This is a genomic window from Amycolatopsis sp. 505 (genome assembly GCF_031625235.1).
GTDB lineage: Bacteria > Actinomycetota > Actinomycetes > Mycobacteriales > Pseudonocardiaceae > Amycolatopsis.
The window spans coordinates 163,318-185,461 of the sequence record NZ_JACKQP010000013.1 but is presented as its reverse complement, the minus strand read 5'-3'; the positions used below and the strand labels follow the sequence as shown (position 1 = coordinate 185,461).

At 72.4% G+C, this 22,144-nt stretch carries 18 protein-coding genes; 15 read left to right on the top strand and 3 right to left on the bottom strand.

The window, feature by feature from the left end:
- The first annotated feature begins 6 nt into the window (after positions 1–6).
- Complete coding sequence (locus H5965_RS39720; protein WP_310976215.1) at positions 7–1,239, top strand: FAD-binding protein; 1,233 nt, start codon at positions 7–9, stop codon at positions 1,237–1,239.
- On the opposite strand, the gene H5965_RS39715 is transcribed toward H5965_RS39720, so the two are convergent.
- Positions 1,236–2,219, bottom strand: a complete 984-nt coding sequence (locus H5965_RS39715; RefSeq protein ID WP_310976214.1) for a LacI family DNA-binding transcriptional regulator — start codon at positions 2,217–2,219, stop codon at positions 1,236–1,238. The genes H5965_RS39720 and H5965_RS39715 overlap by 4 nt on opposite strands.
- A 300-nt stretch (positions 2,220–2,519) precedes the next feature.
- On the opposite strand from H5965_RS39715, the gene H5965_RS39710 reads away from it, so the two are divergent.
- The 13 genes from H5965_RS39710 (at position 2,520) to H5965_RS39650 (ending at position 18,331) form a co-directional block, all read left to right on the top strand.
- On the top strand, positions 2,520–3,716 hold the full coding sequence (locus tag H5965_RS39710; RefSeq protein WP_310976213.1) for a Gfo/Idh/MocA family oxidoreductase: 1,197 nt from the start codon (positions 2,520–2,522) through the stop codon (positions 3,714–3,716).
- A gap of 250 nt (positions 3,717–3,966) precedes the next feature.
- On the top strand, positions 3,967–5,220 hold the full coding sequence (locus H5965_RS39705) for an extracellular solute-binding protein (protein WP_310976212.1): 1,254 nt from the start codon (positions 3,967–3,969) through the stop codon (positions 5,218–5,220).
- Between the two features lie 3 nt (positions 5,221–5,223).
- Positions 5,224–6,207, top strand: coding sequence for a sugar ABC transporter permease (locus H5965_RS39700; RefSeq protein WP_310976211.1), 984 nt, complete (start codon positions 5,224–5,226; stop codon positions 6,205–6,207).
- Positions 6,204–7,049: a carbohydrate ABC transporter permease gene (locus tag H5965_RS39695; RefSeq protein WP_310976210.1), complete on the top strand. Its 846-nt coding sequence runs from the start codon at positions 6,204–6,206 to the stop codon at positions 7,047–7,049. The genes H5965_RS39700 and H5965_RS39695 overlap by 4 nt, the downstream gene beginning before the upstream one ends.
- Positions 7,046–7,612 carry a DUF624 domain-containing protein gene (locus tag H5965_RS39690; RefSeq protein WP_310976209.1) on the top strand — a complete coding sequence of 189 codons (567 nt, stop codon included), beginning with the start codon at positions 7,046–7,048 and terminating at the stop codon, positions 7,610–7,612. Before H5965_RS39695 ends, H5965_RS39690 begins: the two co-directional genes overlap by 4 nt.
- Positions 7,609–8,733 carry a Gfo/Idh/MocA family oxidoreductase gene (locus H5965_RS39685; RefSeq protein WP_310976208.1) on the top strand — a complete coding sequence of 375 codons (1,125 nt, stop codon included), beginning with the start codon at positions 7,609–7,611 and terminating at the stop codon, positions 8,731–8,733. The genes H5965_RS39690 and H5965_RS39685 overlap by 4 nt, the downstream gene beginning before the upstream one ends.
- A 14-nt stretch (positions 8,734–8,747) precedes the next feature.
- Entirely contained in the window at positions 8,748–9,974 is a 1,227-nt protein-coding gene (locus tag H5965_RS39680; RefSeq protein ID WP_310976207.1) for a Gfo/Idh/MocA family oxidoreductase, read from the top strand.
- Positions 9,971–10,912, top strand: a complete 942-nt coding sequence (locus H5965_RS39675; protein ID WP_310976206.1) for a PmoA family protein — start codon at positions 9,971–9,973, stop codon at positions 10,910–10,912. Before H5965_RS39680 ends, H5965_RS39675 begins: the two co-directional genes overlap by 4 nt.
- A 10-nt stretch (positions 10,913–10,922) precedes the next feature.
- Positions 10,923–12,209 carry a pectate lyase gene (locus H5965_RS39670; RefSeq protein ID WP_310976205.1) on the top strand — a complete coding sequence of 429 codons (1,287 nt, stop codon included), beginning with the start codon at positions 10,923–10,925 and terminating at the stop codon, positions 12,207–12,209.
- Between the two features lie 210 nt (positions 12,210–12,419).
- Entirely contained in the window at positions 12,420–13,190 is a 771-nt protein-coding gene (locus H5965_RS39665; RefSeq protein WP_310976302.1) for a pectate lyase, read from the top strand.
- A gap of 64 nt (positions 13,191–13,254) precedes the next feature.
- Complete coding sequence (locus tag H5965_RS39660) at positions 13,255–14,277, top strand: pectinesterase family protein (protein WP_310976204.1); 1,023 nt, start codon at positions 13,255–13,257, stop codon at positions 14,275–14,277.
- A gap of 133 nt (positions 14,278–14,410) precedes the next feature.
- Positions 14,411–15,397, top strand: a complete 987-nt coding sequence (locus H5965_RS39655; protein WP_310976203.1) for an arabinan endo-1,5-alpha-L-arabinosidase — start codon at positions 14,411–14,413, stop codon at positions 15,395–15,397.
- 45 nt (positions 15,398–15,442) lie between these two features.
- Entirely contained in the window at positions 15,443–18,331 is a 2,889-nt protein-coding gene (locus H5965_RS39650) for a beta-galactosidase (protein WP_310976202.1), read from the top strand.
- Here H5965_RS39650 and H5965_RS39645 read toward each other — a convergent pair.
- On the bottom strand, positions 18,311–19,519 hold the full coding sequence (locus H5965_RS39645; RefSeq protein WP_310976201.1) for an amidohydrolase family protein: 1,209 nt from the start codon (positions 19,517–19,519) through the stop codon (positions 18,311–18,313). The genes H5965_RS39650 and H5965_RS39645 overlap by 21 nt on opposite strands.
- A gap of 110 nt (positions 19,520–19,629) precedes the next feature.
- Here H5965_RS39645 and H5965_RS39640 point away from each other — a divergent pair, with 110 nt between their 5' ends.
- Complete coding sequence (locus H5965_RS39640) at positions 19,630–19,989, top strand: STAS domain-containing protein (protein WP_310976200.1); 360 nt, start codon at positions 19,630–19,632, stop codon at positions 19,987–19,989.
- 60 nt (positions 19,990–20,049) lie between these two features.
- Here the strand turns inward: H5965_RS39640 and H5965_RS39635 are convergent, their stop codons facing one another.
- A complete protein-coding gene (locus H5965_RS39635) occupies positions 20,050–22,143 on the bottom strand; it encodes an AfsR/SARP family transcriptional regulator (RefSeq protein ID WP_310976199.1) in 2,094 nt (697 codons plus the stop codon).
- Position 22,144 lies beyond the last annotated feature (1 nt).

Below are 22,144 nucleotides of genomic sequence, written 5' to 3'. Positions count from 1 at the left end.
CAGCGGGTGGGCGAATCGAACTGGGCCGGGAACCTCACTTACGGCGCGGACGCGGTGACGACCCCGCGGACCGTCGCCGAGGTCCAGGACGCCGTCGCCGGCGCGACGCACGTCAAGGCCCTCGGGAGCCGGCACTGCTTCAACACGATCGCGGACTCCCCGGGCGGGCTCCTCCTGGACCTGCACGCGCTCGGCACCGGCGTCGAGATCGGCGACGGCACCGTGACGGTCGGCGGATCGGCTCGTTACGGCGACTTCGCGCAGCAACTGCACGAAGCCGGCCTCGCGCTGCCGAACCTTGCGTCGCTGCCGCACATCACCGTGGCGGGCAGCGTCGCGACCGGCACCCACGGCTCCGGACGCCGCCAGCCCGGCCTCGCCGCGGCGGTGTCCGGGATCGAGCTGGTCACCGCCGACGGCTCGCTGAAGACCTTCACCCGCGCCGACGCCGAGTTCCCGGGCCTGGTCGTGAGCCTCGGCGCGGTCGGCGTCGTCACCCGGCTGACGCTCGACGTGGTCCCCACGTTCGACGTCCGGCAGGACGTGTTCGACGACCTGCCGTGGGAAGCCGCGGACGCGCATTTCGACGAGATCGAAGACGCCGGCTACAGCGTCAGCATGTTCACGAACTGGGCGAACGACCGGATCGACCAGGTGTGGGTCAAGAGCCGCGAAGGCACCGGGCGCACCGGCCTGTTCGGCGCGGTCCCGGCGGACGGGCCGCGCCACCCGGCGCACGCCGCCGGCATCCCCGCGGACAACTGCACGCCCCAGCAGGGGGTGCCGGGTCCGTGGCACGAGCGGCTGCCGCACTTCGCGCTGGCGTTCACCCCGAGCGTCGGGGACGAGCTGCAGTCGGAGTACTTCGTGCCCTACGGCGCGGCCACCGCCGCGATCCGGGCGGTCCGCGAAATCGGCGAGCTCGTCGCGCCGCTGCTGCTGGTCTCGGAAATCCGCGCGATCGCGGGCGACGACCTGTGGCTCAGCCCCTGCCACGGCGGCGACCGGGTGGCCCTGCACTTCACCTGGCAGCCGCGGCAGCCGGAGGTCGAGGCGGTGCTGCCGGTCCTCGAGGAGCGCCTGGCCCCGTTCGGGGCGCGCCCGCACTGGGGCAAGCTCTTCCACGGCGTCCCGGGGGAGTACCCGCGGCTGGCGGAGTTCCGGGCACTGGCGGGGAAACTGGACCCGCAGGGCAAGTTCCGCAACCCGTTCCTGGACCGCAACGTCTTCGGGGGCTAACCCGACGGCGGGGCCGTGGTGGCGCGCACGATCAGGTGCGTGTCCAGCACCTGCGCCGTGTGCTCGTCGGCCTCGCCGTCGAGCAGGCCCAGCAGGATCGTCACCGCCGCCCGGCCCGCCGCCTCGGTCGGCATCGCGATCGTCGTCAGCGGGGGCGCCGAGATCGCCGCGAACACCAGGTCGTCGAAGCCCACCAGGCTGATCTCGTCCGGCACCGGCACGCCGCGGGCGTTCAGCCGGGCCAGCGCGCCGAAGGCGACCAGGTCGTTGTAGGCGATGATCGCCGTCACGTCCGCCGCCAGCGCCAGGTCCGCGCCCTGCAGGCCGCCCTCGAACACCGGCGGGAACGGGCCGAACTCGACGACGTCCGTGCCGTGCTTCTGCGCGGTCTCCGCCAGGCCCTGCTTGCGGGCGCGGTTCGCCCACGACGCCCGCGGCCCGCCCAGGTAGGCGCAGCGGCGGTGGCCCAACGCGGCCAGGTGCTCGATCGCCTGGCGCATGCCGTCCGCGGCGTCCAGCACGATCGACGGGATTCCCGGCACCTCCCGGTTGAGCAGCACCAGGGTCGTCTGGCCGGCGAGCGCGCGCAGCTGGTCGTCGGTCATGCTCGGGCTGCACAGCACGACGCCGTCGACCTGCTTGGCCATCCGGCGCACGAGGTTCTGCTCCATCGCCGGGTCCTCGTCGCTGTTGGCGAACAGCACCGCGATGTCGTCCTGCCGGGCGCGGGCCTGGACGCCGTTGAGCACCCCGGTGAAGAACGGGTTGCCCAGGTCGGAGACCACGATCCCGATGTGCCCGGTGCGGGCCGCCGGTCCCGGCTGCGGCGCGCCGGCGGCGTGGTATCCCAGCTCGTGGGCCGCGGCCAGGACCCGGGTGCGCGTCTGCTGCCGGACCAGGTCCGGGGACGTGAACGCCCGTGAGACGGTCGAGATCGACACGTTGGCCCGGCGGGCGACGTCGTGAATGGTCACGGTCACGGCAACTCCTCGGCAGGCTCCGAGCAACATCATGGAAACGGCCGCGAGCGTTGTCAACAAATCCTGCAAACCGTTCCCGCGACTTGCAGGCCGAGCTGGTCTATTCCAGTAAGCGCTATCTCGAAACGCGCGCCGCCATCCGGAGTATCGAATGTTCGATGATTTCGACATCGCGGTCCTGATGATTGACACGTTTGTCGCGCACACCCTACGGTGGCGACCGGAAGTTTCTCCCGAAAGCCTGACCCCATTCGTCAGTCCCGCGCGGGCCGCTCACCGGTGCCCGCCGATCGGAGATCCATGTCGGGGAGCCGGAGCCGCACCGTGGCGGACCCGCCGAGGCTGGCGGTCGTCGGCACGTCCGGCTACGCCTTCAGCTACCTGCACCGCGCGCGGATCCTGCACGACGAAGGCCTGGTCCGGTTCGCCGGCATGGCCGACATCCGGCCTCCCTCGGCCGCCGCCGGGGCGCTGCTGCCGCCCGGCGGCACCGCGCACCCGAGTGTCGATGACCTGCTCCGCCGTTGCCGCCCGGACATCACCGTCGTCGCGACGCCGCCGCACGCGCACGTCCAGGCCGGGGCCGCGGTGCTGAGGGCGGGCAGCGACCTGCTGCTGGAGACCCCGCCGGTGCTCGACCTCGACGGCTTCGCCACGCTTTCGCGGCTGGCCGCGGAGACCGGGGCGGCCTGCCAGACCGGGTTCCAGAGCTTCGGCTCCCCGGTGCTGCCGGTCCTGCGGGCCGCGATCGCCGACGGCAAGCTCGGTGCGGTCGCCGGCGTCGGCGCGGCCGGGGCGTGGATCCGCACCGACGCCTACTACCGCCGCAACCCGTGGGCCGGCCGGCGCTGGCTCGACGGCGAGGCCGTCGTCGACGGGGCCCTGACCAACCCGTTCTCCCACGCCGTGGCCACCGCGCTGCTGGTCGGCGGGGTAGCCGGGCGTGACCCGGAGGAGATCGCCCTCGAGCTCTACGGCACCCGGGACATCGAGGCCGACGACACCGCCTGCCTGCGGATCCGGTTCGCCGACGGGCCCGAAATCGTCGTCGCCGCTTCGCTGTGCGCCGAACAGGACCACGAGCCCTACGTCGTCGTGCACGGCGAGCGGGCGCGCGCGAAGTTCTGGTACAAGAGCCACCGCCTCGAGATCGACGACGAGCGGTGCCACCTCGGCGAACCGGCCGACCTGCTGCGCAACCTGATCGCTCACCACCTCGACCCGGACGGCGTGCCGCTGCTCGCGCCGCTGTCCGGGACCCGGGCGTTCGCCTCGGTGGTCGAGGCGGTGCGGGACGCGCCGTCGCCGTCGCGGATCCCGGCGGGCTGGATCCGCACGGTCGGCGAAGGGGCGAGCCGGCACCCGGTCGTGCGCGGGATCGGCGAAGAGGTCGCCGTCGCCGCGGACCGGCTGGCGCTGTTCTCGGAAATCGGCGTCCCGTGGGCGAGTGCCGCACGACGCCGGACGGGCGGCGCGGCCGCCGAACGCACCGGATAGCCCCGCCCGGTGCGCACCAGCGCTGGCAGCCCGGTCGTCGACGCCGTTGCTGTAAGCGCTTTCTCAGTGTGCCCGCTGAACCGTGAAAGCGTTGGTGTGCAAAGGGTATTGCCACCATTTGCCCGTTGACACCGCTGCGGCGCACTGCCTACCGTGAGCGCGCTGACAGCGTTTTCAGAAAAGTGCTGACACGCTGAGGACGGAGAGTTCGATGGGGCGGACAACTGAGCGCAGGACCAAGAGGCGGGGTGTGGCCGCGCTGGCCGTGGTGGTCCCGCTGCTGCTGACCGGGGTGGCCGCCTGCGGCTCGGACTCCGGTGGTGGCGGGAACGTGACCATCAACTTCGTTTGGTGGGGCAGCGAAGGGCGGGCGAACCTCACGAAGAAGGCCGTCGAGCTCTTCCAGCAGAAGAACCCCAGCATCAAGGTGCAGACGTCGTTCTCGGCGTACGCGGCCTACTGGGAGAAGCTGGCGACGCAGACCGCCGGGGGCAAGCCGCCGGACGTGCTGAACGTCGACAGCCGCTACCTGGCCGAATACGGCGGCCGCAACGTCCTGGCCGACCTGAACTCCGGTGCGGGCAAGGCGATATCGCTCGCCGACGTGAACCCGGAACTGGCCGCCACCGGCGTCTACCAGGGCAAGCGCTACGCCGTGCCGTGGGCGCAGAACACCCCGGCGATGATCTACGACCCGGCGGCCTTCACCGCGGCCGGCGGCGACCCGGCGAAGGGGATGACCTGGGACGCCTACGCCGAGGTGGCCCGGAAGGCCGGCACCGCGGGCCCGGCGCGCGGGGTGACCGACTTCGGCATCCTCGACACCACGCTGGAGATCTGGCTGCGCCAGCAGGGCAAGCAGTTCTACACCCCCGAGGGCAAGCTCGGCTTCACCGCCGGCGACCTGCGCGGCTACTGGCAGCTGGCGAGCAGGTTCCGCGACACCAAGGCCGCCTCGCCCGCCGACGTCACGGCGTCCTACAACACCTCGCCCGAGCAGTCCCCGCTGGGCAAGAAGCTGACCAGCTCGGAGTTCGCCTACGACAACCTGCTGCCGGCCTACCAGAAGGCGAACGGCAAGCCGCTGAACGTGGCGCCGTACCCGACCGGCGCGAACGGCGACACCGGGCAGTACCGGCGGCCGTCGATGTTCCTCGCCGTGTCCGCGCGCAGCCAGCAGCAGGAGGCCGCCGCGAAGCTCGTCGACTTCCTGATCAACGACCCCGAGGTCGGCAAGATCGTCGGTACCGACCGCGGGCTCGCGCCGAACCTCAAGGTCCGCGCGCAGCTGGCGTCGTCGGCGAAGGGCAACGACAAGACGCTCTACGACTACGAGGCCGCGCTCGAGCCGAAGCTCGGGGCCGCGCCACCGGTGCCGCCGAAGGGTGCCGGGGCGATCCAGAAGCTGCTGCAGCGCACGTACGAAGAGGTCGCGTTCGGCCGGATGAGCATCGACGACGCGGTCAACCGGTTCATGACCGAAGCCCAGAAGGGACTGTCCTAGCCGATGACGACCCTGCGCACGCCGGACCCGCCGGTCGCGCCCCCGGCGCCCGCCGCGCGCGGCCGCCGGGGCCGTCCGGCCGGGCGCCGCCGCAAGAGCCAGCCGGAGGCGTTCGCCTTCCTCACGCCGTGGCTGCTCGGCGCGGTGGCGCTGACCGTCGGCCCGATGGTGGTCTCGCTGTACCTGTCGTTCACCGACTACGACCTGTTCACCTCGCCGGAGTGGGTCGGGTTCGGCAACTTCGCGCACATGTTCACCGGCGACGACCGCTACCTGCAGTCGGTCAAGGTCACGCTGATCTACGTGCTGGTCTCGGTGCCGCTGAAGCTGGCGGTGTCCCTGCTGGTGGCGATGCTCCTGAACACCCGCCGCGGCGCGAACGGCTTCTACCGGGCAGCGTTCTACGCGCCTTCGCTGCTCGGCGCGAGTGTCGCGGCGGCACTGGTGTGGCGGGCGCTGTTCATGGGCGGCGGCCCGGTCAACGAAGTCCTCGCCTTCTTCGGCTGGCACACGCCGAGCTGGGTCGACGATCCGCAGTTCAGCCTCGCCTCGATCGTGCTGCTGGGCGTCTGGCAGTTCGGAGCGCCGATGGTGATCTTCCTGGCCGGGCTCAAGCAGATCCCGGCGGAACTGCACGAGGCGGCCGCGATCGACGGCGCGGGCGCGTTCCGCCGGTTCCGGCACATCACGCTGCCCATGCTCTCGCCGGTGATCTTCTTCAACCTGGTGATGGAGGCGATCCACGCCTTCCAGGCGTTCACCCCGGCGTTCGTCATCGGCGGCGGCCGCGGCGGCCCGGCCGACGCGGACCTGTTCTACACGCTCTACCTGTTCGAGGTCGGCTTCCAAGACTTCCGGATGGGCTACGCGTCGGCGATGGCGTGGGTGCTGCTGGTGGTCATCGCGATCGTGACGGCCATCGTGTTCCGCACGGCGAAGCTCTGGGTCTTTTACGACGACGTGGAGAGCACGGGGGAGCGCAAATGACGGTGCTGCCGCGGAGTGCCCGCTCGGTGGGCCGGCACGTGCTGTGCCTGGTCATCGTCGCGATCGTGCTGTACCCGCTGGTGTGGCTGGCGTTCGCGTCGGTCAAGCCGCCGGACGAGATCCTGTCCCGGCTCGCGCTGCTGCCGACCCGGTTCGTCTTCGACGGCTACCCGAAGGGCTGGGAGGGCGCGGCGGACGTCGGGTTCGGCCGCTTCTTCCTCAACTCGTTCCTGGTGGCCGGCCTGTCGGTGGCGGCGAACGTGCTGTCGTGCTCACTGGCCGCGTTCGCCTTCGCCCGGCTGAAGTTCCGGCTCCGGGGCGCGCTGTTCGCGTTCATGATCACGACCCTGATGCTGCCCTACCACGTCACGCTGATCCCGCAGTACGTGATCTTCCAGCAGGCCGGGCTGGTCAACACGGTCGTCCCGCTGATCCTGCCGAAGCTGTTGGCCACCGAGGCGTTCTTCGTGTTCCTGATCGTCCAGTTCATGCGGGGGATCCCGCGCGAGCTCGACGAAGCGGCGATCATCGACGGCTGCTCGGTGTACCGCACGTTCTGGCACGTGGTGCTGCCGCTGTCGAAACCGGCGCTGGTGACGACGTCGATCTTCACGTTCATCTGGACGTGGAACGACTTCTTCACGCAGATGGTGTACCTGAACGACACGGAGAAGTTCACCGTGCCGCTGGGGCTGCGGCTGTTCGTCGACACCAGCAGCGAGTCGAACTTCGGTGCGATGTTCGCGATGTCCGCGCTCGCGCTGGTCCCGATCGTGCTGTTCTTCCTCGCCTTCCAGCGGCTGCTGGTGGAGGGCGTCAGCACCAGCGGCCTGAAGGGGTGACGGCGTTGCGTACCCGATGGCGAACCGGGCTCGGCGACTTCTCGGACTGCCTGCTGGCGGGGCTGCTGGTCGCGCTGGCGTCGGTTCCGGTGGTGACGGCGGCTCCGGCGCTCGTGGCGGGCTGCCGGGTCCTCGACCGGACCCGCCGGGACGTGGGGAGTCCACTGTGGACGACGTTCTGGGCGGACTTCCGCGAGGCCGCGCGGGGCGGGGTGCTCTTCGGGCTGGGGTGCCTGGCGGCGGTGGTGGTGTTCGCGGTGGACCTCGAGGTGGTGGCGTCGATGCCCGGGGCGGGGGTGCTGAAGCCGGCGTTGTGGGTGCTGGCGGTGGCGGGGGTGGTGGTCGCCGTGCGGACGTGCGAGCTGGTGGCGACCGGCGGCCCGGCCTGGCGCCGGGCGATGTCGACCGCCGCCCGGGAAACCGCCGCCGACCCCACTAACGCCCTGCTCCTCGCCGCGGCCCTCGGGATCGCCGTCCTGCTCGTCTGGATGCTGCCGATCCTCGCCCTCGTGGTGGCCGGGCCGCTCGCCCTGGCCGCCGTCGCGACCGGTGGCCGCCGATGAGGCCGGACGTCGTCGTCTTCGGCATGGCCGGCTACGCGGGCCAGCACCTGCGCCGGGCCCGCGCCCTGCACGACCGCGGCGAACTCGTCCTCGCCGGGGCGTGCGACATCCGCGAGCCGCCGCCGGAGGCGCGCGCGCTGCTCCCCGAAGGCGCCGTCATCACCCGGGACGCGGCCGAACTGCTCGCTCGCACCACGCCGGACGTCGCCGTGGTGGCCACCCCGCCGCACACCCACCTGCCTCTGGCGAGGCTCGCGCTCACCGCCGGGTGCCACCTGCTCGTCGAGAAGCCGCCGGTGCTCGACCTCGCGGCCTTCGGCGAACTCGCCGAGCTGGCCCGCGGCCGCGCCTGCCAGACCGGCTTCCAGAGCTTCGGCTCCGCCGCCGTCCCCGTCGTCCGGGCGGCGATCGGAAACGGCGAGATCGGGACGGTCACCGGGATCGCCGCCGCCGGGGCGTGGATCCGGCGGGACCGGTACTTCGCCCGCGCCGAGTGGGCCGGCCGCCGCCGGGTCGGCGGGCAGCCGGTCGTGGACGGGGCGCTGACCAACCCGTTCGCCCACGCCGTCGCGACCGCCCTGCTGGTGAACGGCACCGCCGAGGACGTGCCCGAGCGGATCGCCGTCGAGCTGTACCGGGCGCGGGACATCGAGTCCGACGACACCGCCTGCGCCCGGCTGAGCTTCGCCGGGGCACCGGACGTCGTCGTCGCCGCGACGCTCGACGCCGAGGCCGACCACGAGCCGTACGTGCTGGTCCACGGCACCGAAGGCCGGATCCGCTGGCACTACAAGACGGACCTGGTCACCATCGGCGGCCGGCAGCGCACGGTCGCGCCGCCCCGCGACCTGCTGGCCAACCTCGTCGCGCACATCCGCGACGGCGAGCCGCTGCTGGCCCCGCTGGCGGCCACCCGCGCGTTCACCGCGCTGGTGGAAGCGGTCCGCGACGCCCCCGAACCGCTGCCGCTGCCCGCCGAGTGGGTCCAGGCCGTGGACACCGGGCCCGAACGGCACTTCGTCGTGCCGGGCGTGGACCGGGACGTCGACACCGCGGCCGAACGGCTCGCGCTCTTCTCGGAACTCGCCCTGCCCTGGACCGGCGCCGGCACGCGCGCCTGAAAAGAGATGAGGTGATGGCGGTGCGTCGCCACGCGATCGTCGGCCTGGGCTCCCGCGCCCAGCTGTTCGCCCGGGCCCTGGCCACGTCGCCGCGGGCCGAGCTCGCGGCCTTCTGCGACCACAACGAAACCCGCATGCGGGTCCACAGCGGCTGGCTCGGTACGGAAATCCCCGGCTACCGGCCGGAGGACTTCACCGCGATGCTGGCGAAGGAACGCATCGACGTCGTCGTGGTGTGCACGCCGGACCACACGCACGCCGGCTACGTCGTCGCCGCGCTGGAGGCCGGCTGCGACGTCGTCACGGAGAAGCCGATGACGACCGACGTCGAAGGCGCGCGGCGGATCCTCGCCGCGCGGCGCGAGACGGGCCGTTCGGTGCGGGTCGCCTTCAACTACCGGTACAACCCGGTGCACCGCCGGGTGCGGGAACTCCTGGCCGCCGGGGCGATCGGGGCGATCGGCTCGGTCGAGTTCAGCTGGCTGCTCGACACCGCGCACGGCGCCGACTACTTCCGCCGCTGGCACCGGGACAAGGCCAACTCGGGCGGCCTGCTCGTGCACAAGTCGGGCCACCACTTCGACCTCGTCAACTGGTGGCTCGGCACCGGCCCCGAAACGGTGTTCGCGCTGGGCCGGCTGTTCTTCTACGGCGACAAGACCGGCCACCGCACCGACGGCGACCGGTTCGCGCTGGACCTCGAAGCGTCACCCAAGCTGCGCGCGCTCTACCTCGACGCCGAGCGGGAGGACGGCTATGTCCGCAACCAGGACGTGTTCGCGCCCGGCGTCACCATCGAAGACGACGTGTCCGTGCTCGTGCGCCACCACGGCGGAGCGGTGCTGAACTACCACCTGCACGCGTACTCCCCGCGGGAGGGCTATCGCGTCGCGTTCTCCGGCAGCGAAGGACGGCTGGAACTGGACGTCCGGGAGAACGAGCACGCGGCCGGCGCCGAGCCGGTGGCGAAGCGGGCGCGCGCCCGGCTGACCGTGCAACGGCACTGGGAGCCGGCGGAAGCCGTGTTCGACGGGCTCCTCGGGGACGGGCACGGCGGTGGCGACGAACGGATGCTCGCGGAGCTGCTCGGCGACGCCGAACCGGACGCGCTCGGCTGCGCGGCCGACCACGACGCCGGCCTGCAGGCCCTGCTCACCGGGCTGGCCGCGAACCGGTCCCTGGAAACGGGCCGGCCCGTGTCCGTCGGGGAACTGCTGGAGGAGATCGGGGAACCGGTGTGAGCCGGGCCGCGGTGGGGGACAGCACACCGGAGGCGACCGAGGAGGCCGACGGCCGGGTGCGCGTCCGCCTCGGTGACGTCGTCCTGGCCGAGTACGTCGTCGAGCCGCCGACGCCGGCCGGGGACTCGCCCAAGCCGTACCTGCACCCGCTGCGCACCACCGCGGGGGAGGTCGTGACCGCCGTCCGGCCGCACGACCACACCTGGCACAACGGCCTGCAGTTCACCATGGCCCACCTCTCGGGCGAGAACTTCTGGGGCGGCCGCACCTACGTCCGCGGCCGCGGCTACACCCCGCTCGACAACAACGGCACCGTCGGCCACGTCCGCTGGGAGAGCATCGACGACGCCGGCGGGCACTGCGAGCTGCGGCACGAGCTGGCCTGGCGCACCGCGGCCGGACGGCGCTGGCTCACCGAACACCGGACGCTGCGGTTCGGGGACGTCTCGCTGCGCGGCGGGCACTGGACGCTCACCTGGTCCAGCCGGCTGCGCAACACCAGCGGTCACGAGCTGCGCTGGGGGAGCCCGGTCACCGAGGGCCGCGACACGGCGGGCTACGGCGGCCTGTTCTGGCGCGGGCCGCGCTCGTTCGTCGGCGGCACGGTCCGGACGTCGGACGGGAAGTCCGCGGCCGACGCGATGGGCCACCGGGCGCCCTGGCTCGCCTTCACCGGCCAGCACGACGAAAGCCTGCGGACCTCGACGCTGCTGTTCGCCGACAGCCCGGACAACGCCGCCCACCCGACGGCGTGGTACGTCCGCGCCGAACCGTTCCCCGTGGTCAGCTTCGCCGCGACCTACCACCGGCCGTGGCTGCTCGAACCGGGCGAGGAGCTGGCCCTGACCCACCACGTCGTCGTGATCGACGGCGCCCCGGACACGGCCGGGCTCGCCCGGCACGCCGCGCGGGCGCTCAGGAGACCGGACACCGACTAAAGGAGCCGACATGCGCTGGAAGGCTTTCGCGGGGTGCTTCGCCCTGCTCGGACTGACGCTCACCGCGGCACCCGCCCAAGCCCACGGCCGCGCCCCCGGCCGGGTCGTCCTCGGCGCCCACGACGGCTGGGCCGCCGCGACCACCGGCACCACCGGCGGTTCGGCCGCCGCTCGTGGAGACATCCGCACGGTGACCAAGCGCTCGGAACTCGCGGCCGCGCTGGCCGCGCAGCCCGGCGCACCGAAGATCATCTACGTCCGCGGCACGGTCGAGGGCAATGTGGACGCGACCGACCGGCCCGTGAGCTGTGAAAGTTTCGCCGATCCGGCGTACAGCCTTCCGGCGTACCTGGCGGCGTACGACCCGGCCACCTGGGGGAGAGTGCCGCCGTCCGGGCCGCTGGAGGAAGCGCGCGAGCGGTCGCAGGCCAACCAGGCGAAGCAGGTCGTCCTCGACGTCGGCCCGAACACCACGATCGTCGGCCTGGGACGCGACGCGACGCTGCACGGGCTCACCTTGCGCGTCACCGGTGACAACGTCATCCTGCGGAACCTGCACTTCTCCGACGCCCACGACTGCTTCCCGCAGTGGGATCCCCTGGACACCGCCGACGGCAACTGGAACTCCGAGTACGACAACCTCGACCTAGTCGGCGCGACGCACGTCTGGGTGGACCACAACGAGTTCAGCGACGGCGGGAACGACACGCAGCCGACGTACTTCGGGCGCAAGTACGAGGTCCACGACGGCCTGCTTGACATCGTCAACGGCGCGGACCTGGTCACGGTGTCCTACAACCGGCTGCACGACCACGACAAGACCATGCTGATCGGCAACACCGACAAACCCACCTACGACGTCGGCAAACTGCGGGTCACCTTGCACCACAACCTGTTCTCCGAGATCGGGCAGCGCGCGCCGCGGGTGCGGTACGGCCAGGTGCACGTCTACGACAACCTCTACTCGATCGAGGACCCGGCCGCCTACACGTATTCGCTCGGCGTCGGCGTGGAGTCCCGGACGTACGCGGAGAACAACTTCTTCCGGATCCCGGCCGGGCTGCCGCTGGGCCGGCTGGTGCACTACTGGAAGGGAACCGTGCTGCACGCGACCGGAACGCTGGTGGCCCAGGGCAATCAGTGGCCGCACGCGGTCGACCTGCTGGCCGAATACAACGCGGCCAACGACCCGGATCTGGGTTCGGACGTCGGCTGGACGCCGGCCCTCGTCGAACGCCTCGATCCCACCTGGGCCGTTCCGGCGCTGGTACTGGCGACCGTCGGGCCCGGCCGCTGACCTTCGACAGTTTCGGCGTTTTCTGAAAACCCGCGCCGGCGGCGACCATCCGGGCGACATGCGCGCCGCTGCGGCGAACGACATTGACACGCCACGACCCGCAACCCGAAACTCGGGGGCAAGAAAGCGCTTTCACAACCCGGTCGGACGTTTTCCATCAGCGCCGATTGAACGCACGAGACCAGGGAGTGATGAATGGTTCCCCCAACGATGTCCCGGATCATCCGGGTCGTGGCGGTCGCCGCGCTCGCCGTTTCGGCGGCGGTCGGCACCGGCGCCACCGCGTCGGCCGCGTCGTGGCCGACGCCGAGCGGCAGCATGCCGGTGGGTGCGACGATCAAGGTCACCAGCGGCACCTACGACGGCGGGCTCAAGCGGTTCTACGGCACCGGCGACCTCGGCAGCGGCGGCCAGGACGAGGGCCAGAGCCCGCTGTTCCAGCTGGCCAACGGCACCACGCTGAAGAACGTCGTCCTGGGCAGCCCCGCCGCCGACGGCGTGCACTGCCTCGGCACCTGCACGCTGCTCAACGTCTGGTGGGAGGACGTCGGCGAAGACGCCGCGACCTTCAAGGGCACGTCCGCCTCGCAGACGATGACCATCGACGGCGGCGGCGCGCGCAAGGCTTCGGACAAGGTGTTCCAGCACAACGGTCCCGGCACGATGTACATCCGCAACTTCCAGGTCAACGACTTCGGCAAGCTGTACCGCTCCTGCGGCAACTGCAAGACGCAGTACAAGCGCAACGTCGTCGTGGACAACGTCACCGCCACCGTGCCCGGCAAGACGCTCGTCGGCATCAACACCAACTACGGTGACACCGCCAAGCTGACCCGGATCACCATCGTCGGGGATTCCAGCCGCAAGATCGTGCCCTGCGAGAAGTACAAGGGCGTCACCAGCGGCGAGCCGACGAAGGTCGGCAGCGGTCCGGATTCGACGAACTGCCTCTACACCGCGGCCAACATCACCTACCAGTAACCGACCCGCGGCGGGGGTGCCGGCCGCCGTCCGGTACCCCCGCGCGTTCCACCGTGGAGGCGCCATGTTCAAGACCCTGCTCGTCGCGTCGGTGGTGGCGGGAGCGTCGCTGACCGCCCCGGCTGCCGGGGCCGCGGCGGCGAACGTCGTCGTGGCCAAGGACGGTTCCGGCAACTACCCGACGGTCCAGGCCGGCATCAACGCCGTCTCGGCCGGCGGCACGATCTCGATCAAGCCCGGCACCTACCGCGAAGTTATCTCGGTGCCGTCCGGCAAGACCGGGATCACCATGCGCGGCACCACCGGGAAGGCTGCCGACGTCGTCATCGACTACGACAACGCCAGCGGGACGAAGAAACCCGACGGCTCGACGTACGGGACGTCCGGCAGCGCGACCGCGACGATCGCGGCGAACGGCTTCACCGCCACCGCGCTGACCTTCCGCAACTCCTTCGACCGGGGCGCCCACCCGGAGATCAAGGACACCCAGGCGGTCGCGGTCAAGACCACCGGCGACCGGATGGTCTTCGACAACGTCACCTTCCTCGGCCACCAGGACACCCTGTACGCCGACACCGCGGCCGTCGGCACGATCGGCCGCCAGTACTACCGCAGCTGCGCCATCAGCGGCGACGTCGACTTCCTCTTCGGCCGCGCGACGGCGGTGTTCGACCGGGTGACCATCACCGCGCTCGACCGCGGTTCCAGCAGCAACAACGGCTTCCTGACCGCGGCCAGCACCCGGCGGTCGAACCCGTACGGCTTCCTGATCACCGGCAGCAAGGTGCTCAGCTCGGCCGCCGACGCCAGCTTCTACCTGGGCCGCCCGTGGCACCCTGGCGGCGACGTCGACGCCATCGCCCAGGTCCTGATCCGCGAGACGTCCCTGCCGGCGGCGATCAAGCAGGCGCCGTGGACCGACATGTCGGGCTTCTCCTGGAAGGACGCCCGGTTCACCGAGTACCGCAACACCGGCCCGGGCGCGGGGACCGGCACCGACCGGCCGCAGCTGCCCGCCGCGCAGGCCGGGAACTACACCCCGCAGAAGTACCTGGCCGGCGGCGACGGGTGGAACCCGGTGCACTGACCGCCGGGGGCCGGGCGGGGGAGACCCTCCGTCCGGCCCTTGACGCACCGGCCCGTGACCGCCGACCATGCTCACCGTCAGACGTTGTTAGCGTTAACAGCGTTCCGGATCAGCGCCGACCCCGAGGACACCCATGAAGCTGCGCCGCCTCCCGGCCATCGCCGCCGTCGCCGCCGCCCTGCTGAGCGCTCCCGCCGCGCAGGCCGCGACCTACCCGGATCCCGGGTACGTGACCGGGGACATCGAGGCGGTGCACGACCCGGCGATGATCCGCGCGGCGGACGGCAGCTACCTGCTCTACTCGACCGACCAGTACCTGCAGATCCGCCGCTCCACCGACCGGATCCACTTCACGAAGATCGGCTCGGTCTGGCCGAACGGCGCCCCGTGGACCGCGCCCTTCACCGATCCCGCCAAGCCGGAGTACCTGTGGGCGCCGGACATCTCGTTCCACAACGGCAAGTACTACCTCTACTACGCCGCTTCGTCGCTCGGCTCCCGCAACTCGGCGATCTTCCTGGCCACCAGCACGACCGGCCTGCCCGGCAGCTGGACCAACCAGGGCATCGTCATCCAGACCAGCACGAGCAACGACTACAACGCGATCGACCCGAACCTGTTCGTCGACTCCTCCGGCCGCTGGTGGCTCAGCTTCGGCTCGTGGTGGACCGGCATCAAGATGATCCGGCTCGACCCGGCCACCGGCAAGCGCAGCACCTCCGACACCGCACTGCGCGGCATCGCCCAGCGCACCGGGAGCACCTCGGCCGAGGAAGCGCCCTTCATCATCCAGCACGGCAGCTACTACTACCTGTTCGTCTCCTGGGACCTGTGCTGCCAGGGCACCAAGAGCACCTACCGCGTGATGGTCGGCCGTTCGACGTCGATCACCGGCCCCTACACCGATCGCAACGGCGTCCGGATGACGGCGGGCGGCGGCACCCAGATCCTGGCGAGCCACGGCGCGGTCCACGGCCCCGGCCACGTCGCCGTCGTCCACGACTCCGACGCCGACGTCCTGGTCTACCACTACTACTACTCGGACGCGACGCCGCTGACGGGCAAGCTCGGCATCAACCTCATCGGCTACGACAGCGCCGGCTGGCCGTACGTGTACTGACTTCCGTATAACGACCTATACCTCGTCCGACCGGAGAATCCAGCCATGCGGCGGTTCCTGTCCCTGCTCGTCACCCTGCTCGTCGCGACCGGGCTTTGTACAGCACCGGCATCGGCCGCCCCGGCGGCGTCACCGAGGCACCAGGTCACGTTCGACAAGTACTCGCTGATGCTGGACGGGCGCCGCCAGATCGTCTGGTCCGGCGAGTTCCACCCGTTCCGGCTGCCGAGCCCGGACCTGTGGCGGGACGTGCTGCAGAAGATGAAGGCCACCGGCTACACGGCGGTCTCGATCTACTTCGACTGGAACTACCACTCGCCCGCGCCGGGGGTGTACGACTTCACCGGCGTCCGGGACATGGACCGCGTGCTCGACCTCGCCGCCGAAGCCGGGCTGTACGTCATCGCGCGGCCCGGCCCGTACATCAACGCCGAGGTCACCGGCGGCGGCTTCCCGGCGTGGCTGAGCACCCAGGCCGGCCGGGCCCGCAGCGACGCGCCCGACTACCTCGCCGCGTCCGACGAATGGCTGTCGCGGATCGACCGGATCATCGCCCGCCACCAGTACACCGACGGCCGCGGGCCGGTGGTCCTCTACCAGATCGAGAACGAGCTGGCCGCCACCGGCACCGCGCAGCGCAACTACATCGCCCACCTCTACGACAAGGTGCGCGCCGACGGGATCACCGTCCCGGTCTTCCACAACGACAAGGGCCGCAACGGCATCTGGGTGCCGCCGGGCTCCGGGGTGGCCGGCACCGTCGAAGGCAAGGTCGACCTCTACGCCTTCGACGGCTACCCCGGCGGCACCTGCCGGACCGACGCGACGCCGGGCAACCCGAACGCGGCCCCGGACTGGGGGACTTACGGGCCGGGCGGGGCGAAAGGCGGTGCGAGCGCGTCGCCGAACACGCCGGGGTTCGTCGCCGAGTTCGGCGGCGGCTGGTTCGACTACTGGGGCAGCAACGGCACCTACCCGTGCACCGCGGTGCGGCAGGGGCCGGGCTACGAGCGCGTCTTCTACGGCACCAACCTGGCGAACGGCCTGACGCTGCAGAACTTCTACATGACCTTCGGCGGCACGTCGTGGGGCGGGCTCCCGGCGCCGGTCGTCTACAGCTCCTACGACTACGGCTCGGCGATCGACGAAGGACGTCAGCTGCGGCCGAAGGCGCTGACCATGAAGGAGATCGGGTCCTTCCTGGCCACCGTGCCGGATCTGGCCAAGATGGACCGGGCCGCGCCGGTGACGCCGTCGTCGGCGGCGGTGAAGGTCTACCACAACGTCAACCCGGACACCGGGGTGCACTTCTACCTGCCGGTGCACTCGCCGTCGAACGCGACGACGGACGACTCCTTCACCTTCCCGCTGTCCACATCGGACGGTGACTACACCGTTCCGCTGCGGCTGGCCGGGCAGGACGCCAAGTACCTGGTCGCGAACTTCGACGTCGCGGGCCAGCACCTGGTGTACTCGACGTCGGAGCTGATGGCCCGGGCCGCCGGCACCGTGCTGCTGCACGGCCGGCCGGGGGAGACCGGCGAGACGGTGCTGCGGTACGCGACGCGGCCGCGGGTGGACGTCCTCGCCGGAAATGTCACGAGCACCTGGTCGGGCCACGACCTGCGCCTGGACTACCGCCACGACGGCCTCGCGCGGGTCCGGATCAGCGGCGGCGGCCGCCCGGCCGTCACGCTGCTGCTCGCCGACGACGCGACCGCCGACACGTTCTGGCCGGTGGACGGCCTGCTCGTGCGGGGGCCGGACCTGGTGCGGACCGCCCACGCCGGGATCGTGCTGACCGGCGACACGAAGGCGCCGAGGGACCTCGAAGTGTGGGGCGCCCGCGGTCCGCTGCTGTGGTGGAACGGCGCCCCGGTGCCGGTGCGGCCCACCGCGTCGGGCAGCGTGGTCGCGTTCCGGCCGGTGCCGGGACCGGCCGGCCCGCGCCTGCCGGAGCTCACCGGCTGGCGCTCGGCCCCCGGCTCCCCGGAGGCCGAGCCGGGGTACGACGACTCGGCGTGGCCGCAGGCGGACCGGACGACGACGAACAGCACGACCCCGCCGCCGGCCGGGCAGCCGGTGCTGACCGCGGACGACTACGGCTTCGGCGTCGGCGACGTCTGGTACCGAGGGCGGTTCACCGGGACGCCGGGGGAGCAGCTCGGCCTCCGCTACGGCGGCGGGGGCGCCGGGATGCTCCAGGCGTGGCTGGACGGGCAGTACCTCGGCCAGCACGTCCTGCCGTCCGCGCTGGCCGCGCCGCCGACCACCGGCACCGCGGTGTTCACCGTGCCGGAGGGCCTGCGCGGCGACGGCTCGCACGTGCTGTCGGTGATGGTCCGCAACAACGGCCACAACGAAGACGGCGGCGTCAACGACGCGCACAAGGAAGGCCGGGGGCTGATCTCTTCGTCGCTGACCGGGGTGGCGTGGAAGCTGCAGGGCGGGACGGCGGACCCGGTGCGCGGCCCGCTGAACAACGGCGGGCTCGCGGGCGAACGCGCCGGCTGGCACCTGCCGGGCTTCCCGGACCGCGAGTGGACGCCGGCGGCGGTGCCCGCACCGGCGGCCGACCCGGGGACGACGTGGTACCGCACGACGTTCTCGTTGCGGATCCCGCGCGACCAGGACACCTCGGTGGGCCTGACGATCGGCGACCCGGCGAGGCCCCGCTCCGGCGGCCGCTACCGGGTGCTGGTGTTCCTCAACGGCTGGAACGTCGGCCAGTACATCGGGGACGTCGGCCCGCAGCACACGTTCGTGCTGCCGACCGGGATCCTCGACCCGCACGGCCGCAACACCCTGGCGCTGGCGGTGACCAGCGACGGCGGCCCGGGCAACGGCCTGGAGAAGGTCGCGCTGACCGACCTGGGCACGGCGCGCGGAGGGGTCGCGGTCCGGCCGGTGTCGTCACCGGGCCGGCGGCGGTGAAAGCGCTTTGCCGCGGGCGACGATGTGGCCCGCCTTGACGACCAGGTCGCGCGGCGGGCGGGTCACGACGGCGTGGGCCGGGGTCTCCGCGTCGACCACCACGAGGTCGGCCGGCGCGCCCTCGGCGAGGCCGTAGCCGGTCAGGCCGAGGGCTTTCGCGCCGCCGTAGGTGACGGCTTCCAGGGCCATTTCGATGTCCTCGTCCCGGCGGAAGGTGCTGCGGTAGGCCAGGTGCATCGCCCGGTCGAGGAGGTCGCCGCTGCCGTAGGGGCTCCACAGGTCCCGGATGTCGTCGTGCCCGCACGCCACGTTCACCCCGGCCGCGCGCAGCTTCTGCACCGGCGGGACCGGGAAGTCGAAGACGGCGGCCGTGGTGATCGTGATGCCCGCTTCGGCCAGCCCGGCGGCCAGCCGGTCCTGCGTCGCGGCGTCGGCCTGGCCGAGGGCGTAGGCGTGGCTGACCGTCACCCGCCCGGCGAGACCGGCCGCCCGGGTCCGGTCGATGATCAGCTCGAGCTCGAACACCCCGAGCGAGCCGGGGTCGTGCAGGTGCAGGTCGATCCGCACGCCATGGCGTTCGGCGAGGCCGAAGACGACGTCGAGGTGGCGGACCGGATCGCGGTCCATCCCGGCCGGGTCGATCCCGCCGACGGCGTGCACGCCGAGCTTGATCGCCTCTTCCAGCAGCGCGGCCGTGCCCGGGTTGCCGAGGATGCCGCTCTGCGGGAAGGCGACCTGCTCGACGCTGATCCGCCCGGCCAGCCGCGCGGCGGCATCGCGGACGACCTCGACCCCGGTGAGGCCGGTCCCGGCGTAGACGTCGGTGTGCGTGCGGACGTGCGTGGTCCCGGCGGCGGCCATGGTTTCCAGCAGCGCGCTGACCCGGGCGGGATCGGGCAGCCCGAGTTCGGTGCGGCGGAGGCGTTCGTCGGCGATCCGGTCGGCCAGCGCGGGCCCGGCGGAGTGCGGCCGCCAGGGGCCGCCGTAAAGGGTCTTGTCGAGGTGGCAGTGCGCTTCGACGAGTCCCGGCAGGACGAGCCGGCCGCCGAGCTCGACCACTTCGGCGTCCCCGGCGTCTTCGGCGCCGATACCGGGGCCGATGGCGGTGATGACGCCGTCGCGGACGAGGAGGTCCGCGGGGCCGGTGGTTCTCCAAGGACGGCCGTCGCGCAGCAGAAGTCCGGGCATCGTCGCTCCTCACAGTCGTTTCCGAGCTTCACACACTTCGGTCGGTTTGGGGGCCGCGGCCGCGGGGTAGAGGTGATCATCAACGCTGAACCCGTGGAAGGAGCACCCCGATGAGCGCCCCCGACCTGTCCGCCATGCTGCTGACGGCGACGACCGCGGAGCCCCGCCCGGGAACGCTGCGGGTCACGGTCACGGGCGAGATCGACATGGCCACCCGCCCCCGCCTCGACGAGGAACTCGACCGCGCGGTGGCGGCGGATCCCCGGCGGCTGGTGGTCGACCTCCTGGGCGTGGGGTTCTGCGGGGTGACGGGCGTGGCGTCACTGGGCCGCCTGCGGTCCCGCTGTGCGGAGCAGGGCATCGAGCTGGCGCTGAAGTGCTCGGTGGTGGTGCGGCGCGCCCTGGACCGGGCCGCGATCGCCCCGCTGTTCCGGATGGAGGGCCGGCCGGAGCAGCTCATCGCCCGGTAACGGCAACCGGCGGCACTCCCGGGCCTCTTCGGCAGCGGCGGAGCGCCCGGCCGGAGCACCTCACCGCCCGCCGAACGTCTTCGCCTCCTCGTCCGCCGCGGCCCACTCGCGGTCCGCCGCCGCCCGGTCGCCCGGTTCCCCGCGGCGGACCAGCGCCTCGGCGTGCCGGCGCCGCGAAAACACCACCGCCGGCCAGTGGGCGAGCGCCAGGTTGTGCCGCACCGCGGCGCGCAGGTGCGTCACCGCCCGGCCGGGGTCGCCGGCCGTCAACGCCGTCGTCCCGAGCGGGTGGTGGACCGAGCCGAAGCACGCGACGCCCAGGCTCGCCATCGCCGGCAACGGCCCGAACGGCGCCAGCAGTTCGTAGACCCGCGCTGCCGTCGCGCGGTCGTCGAGCAGGTACGCCGTTTCCGCGGCCCCCGACAACGACGTCAGCCAGGTGCTCGACCGCGGCAGCGCCCCCAGGTCTTCGCCGCACAGACGGGCCAGCGCGCCCGCGGCCGTGCGGCGGTCGCCGGCCGAGGCGGCCGCCACCGCGAGGGCGGCGTAGTACGAGTTGTCGATCGGGCTGAGCGTCGGGGAGTGCATCAGGCCGTCCAGCACCGGGACCAGCTCGCCGAGCCGGCCCTGGAACCACCGGATCGCCACCAGCTGCGCGCCGTACCAACCCAGCGCGTCGAAGTCGCCCGCGGCCTGGCCGACTTCGGCGCAGGCCTGCGCCCCGGCTTCGGCCTCGCGGAACCGGCCGGCGCGGATGGCCAGCATGACCTTGAGCGCGTCGGCCACGAACCCCGCAGCCAGGTGCTTGCGCTCGGCCAGGAGGTCGTCGAGCTCGCCGAGGCGCCGCTCGGCGTGCGGGTCGCCGGCCAGGAACCGGTCGACGGTGTCCCACAGCACGCCCATCACCAGGTCGGTGCGCCGGCCCGTGCGCACCCCGACGAGTTCGGTGGCCAGGGCCTGCCGCCGCGCGGTGTGGTCCGGGCCGAGCAGGCAGTGGTGGGCCAGGCTCAGCGCCTCGGCGTGCGCGACCGGGTCGCCCGCCGCCCGCGTTCGCGCGGCCGCCGCGAGGACGCGGTCGTGGGTGCCGGCCTCGTAGTCCAGTTCGGCTGCGAGCCGGGCCTGCAGCCGGAATTCCAGCGCCGAGCCGGGAGCCACCTGATCCAGGGCGTGCCGCAACCGGGTCAGCAGGGACGCCGCGGCGACGGCCGTCCGGTGTTCGTGCACCCACACCCCGCCCAGGCCGAGGGCCGCGCGGGCGAGGGCGGTCGCGTCCCCGGCCCGCTCGGCCCGCACGTAGGCGGTTTCGAAGTGCTCCCGGCTGGTCCGGAGGTCGCCGTCCTCGAGCAGGGCGTGCTCGCCCGCGGTGAGGGCGTCGTCGGTCACCACCGCGGCCGCCCGGGTGGCGAGCAGCGCCGGGTGGTGGGCGAGCACCCGGCGGTGCACCTGGGCCAGCACCGGGGACGGCTCCACCCCGGACGCGGTGATCAGCCCGTGCCGCGCCCGGCGGAACGCTTCCAGGGCGTCGCTCTGCCGCCCGGCCCGGTAGAGCGCCGTCATCAGCTGCCCCCATAGCCGTTCGTGGCCGGGGAACGCGGCGGTCAGCGCTTCCAGCTCGGCGATCAGCCCGGTGTCCTCGCCGAGCGCGAGGTCGGCGTCGATCCGGTCCTGGACGGCGTTGTGCCGCAGCCGGTCGAGCCGCATCCCCTCCGCCGCCAGGGTTTCGACGTCGCCGAACTCCTCGTAGGCGGCGTGGCCGCGCCACAGGTCCAGCGCGGCGGCCAGCCGCTGCCGGGCGGCCGCGGGCTCCCCGGCGGCCAGCTCCCGCCGTCCCTCGGCGGCGAGGTGTTCGAACCGCGCGGCGTCGAGGGCCTCCGGCGCGAGGTGCAGGGCGTACCCCGGCGGCCGGGTGCGGATCGCCTCCGCGCCGACCGTGCCGCGCAGCCGAGAGAGGTACGTCCGCACCGTGCGGTCCGCGTGTGCGGGAGCCTCCTCGCCCCACAGCGCGCGGCTCAGGGCGGGAACGCTGACCACACGGCCCGCCTCCGCCGTCAGCACGGCCAGCAGGGTCCGCAGGCGCGGGCCGCCGACGTCCCGCGGCTCGCCGTCCAGCCGCACTTCGAACGGTCCCAGCACCCCGAGGTCCACCCCGCCCATG

Coding starts and splice junctions, on each gene's coding strand:
- H5965_RS39710 (WP_310976213.1), top strand. CDS start 2,520: ATGTCGGGGAGCCGGAGCCGCACCGTGGCGGACCCGCCGAGGCTGGCG.
- H5965_RS39700 (WP_310976211.1), top strand. CDS start 5,224: ATGACGACCCTGCGCACGCCGGACCCGCCGGTCGCGCCCCCGGCGCCC.
- H5965_RS39695 (WP_310976210.1), top strand. CDS start 6,204: ATGACGGTGCTGCCGCGGAGTGCCCGCTCGGTGGGCCGGCACGTGCTG.
- H5965_RS39685 (WP_310976208.1), top strand. CDS start 7,609: ATGAGGCCGGACGTCGTCGTCTTCGGCATGGCCGGCTACGCGGGCCAG.
- H5965_RS39680 (WP_310976207.1), top strand. CDS start 8,748: ATGGCGGTGCGTCGCCACGCGATCGTCGGCCTGGGCTCCCGCGCCCAG.
- H5965_RS39670 (WP_310976205.1), top strand. CDS start 10,923: ATGCGCTGGAAGGCTTTCGCGGGGTGCTTCGCCCTGCTCGGACTGACG.
- H5965_RS39665 (WP_310976302.1), top strand. CDS start 12,420: ATGTCCCGGATCATCCGGGTCGTGGCGGTCGCCGCGCTCGCCGTTTCG.
- H5965_RS39660 (WP_310976204.1), top strand. CDS start 13,255: ATGTTCAAGACCCTGCTCGTCGCGTCGGTGGTGGCGGGAGCGTCGCTG.
- H5965_RS39655 (WP_310976203.1), top strand. CDS start 14,411: ATGAAGCTGCGCCGCCTCCCGGCCATCGCCGCCGTCGCCGCCGCCCTG.
- H5965_RS39650 (WP_310976202.1), top strand. CDS start 15,443: ATGCGGCGGTTCCTGTCCCTGCTCGTCACCCTGCTCGTCGCGACCGGG.
- H5965_RS39645 (WP_310976201.1), bottom strand. CDS start 19,519: ATGCCCGGACTTCTGCTGCGCGACGGCCGTCCTTGGAGAACCACCGGC.
- H5965_RS39640 (WP_310976200.1), top strand. CDS start 19,630: ATGAGCGCCCCCGACCTGTCCGCCATGCTGCTGACGGCGACGACCGCG.
- H5965_RS39635 (WP_310976199.1), bottom strand. CDS start 22,143: ATGGGCGGGGTGGACCTCGGGGTGCTGGGACCGTTCGAAGTGCGGCTG.